Origin of the sequence: Parasutterella secunda (genome assembly GCF_023336895.1) — a bacterium.
Classification (GTDB): domain Bacteria; phylum Pseudomonadota; class Gammaproteobacteria; order Burkholderiales; family Burkholderiaceae_F; genus Aphodousia; species Aphodousia faecalis.
The window spans coordinates 1-579 of sequence record NZ_JAMBLT010000031.1 but is presented as its reverse complement, the minus strand read 5'-3'; the positions used below and the strand labels follow the sequence as shown (position 1 = coordinate 579).

Sequence of the window (579 nt, the reverse complement as noted above, 5' to 3'; positions counted from 1 at the left end):
AGTCAAGCAATCGTTTTTGAAAATCTCCCGGACACAATCTGACTTTTACCCGACCTTCAACTGTGAAAACAGTTGCTTCAGTCATATCCGATTGATAACGGATTGTGTTTTTGTCCAAATGGATAGAGGGATTTTTAAAAACAATTTCTTTTAGAGATTCTTCTTTATTTTTTCGGGAATGGTTCGTCAACTCTGTTTTGTAGGCGGAAGACACTGACCGAATGGCATTACAGGCTAACTGCGATCCCAGTACCGGCAAGGCCAATCTCAAATCGTAGTACGCGGCATGGTGCAGGTTATAACGTTGCCAATTACGCTCACTGGAATCGCGGCAAACGTACTTAACCAAAAAATTGCAAGCGTCACGGTACAGAAGCCGAGTCTTGTGCAGCTTCTGAGCGACATCCTCATCCATTTGCAGTTTGATGCAAACGGTCGTCGTTAATTTGGAGGGAGCGGAAAGCCTACCTGCGCCCTTTGATATGTTCAGTTCTTTCAATGTACTTCTGAATGGTTTCGGAACTGACGTTGCCGGCAGTGCCCACGTAATAAGACGGAGACCAAAGGTGGCCTCCCCAC

1 protein-coding gene and 1 pseudogene are annotated in these 579 nt (G+C 45.6%); both read right to left on the bottom strand.

The genetic code is table 11. From position 1 onward, the window contains the following. Positions 1-499: pseudogene (locus M3080_RS09165) on the bottom strand (RNA-guided endonuclease InsQ/TnpB family protein); the annotation flags it as partial. Continuing rightward, positions 465-579: transposase (locus tag M3080_RS09160; protein WP_249092815.1), on the bottom strand; the 115-nt coding region annotated here is incomplete at its 5' end. The pseudogene M3080_RS09165 and the gene M3080_RS09160, both read right to left, overlap by 35 nt.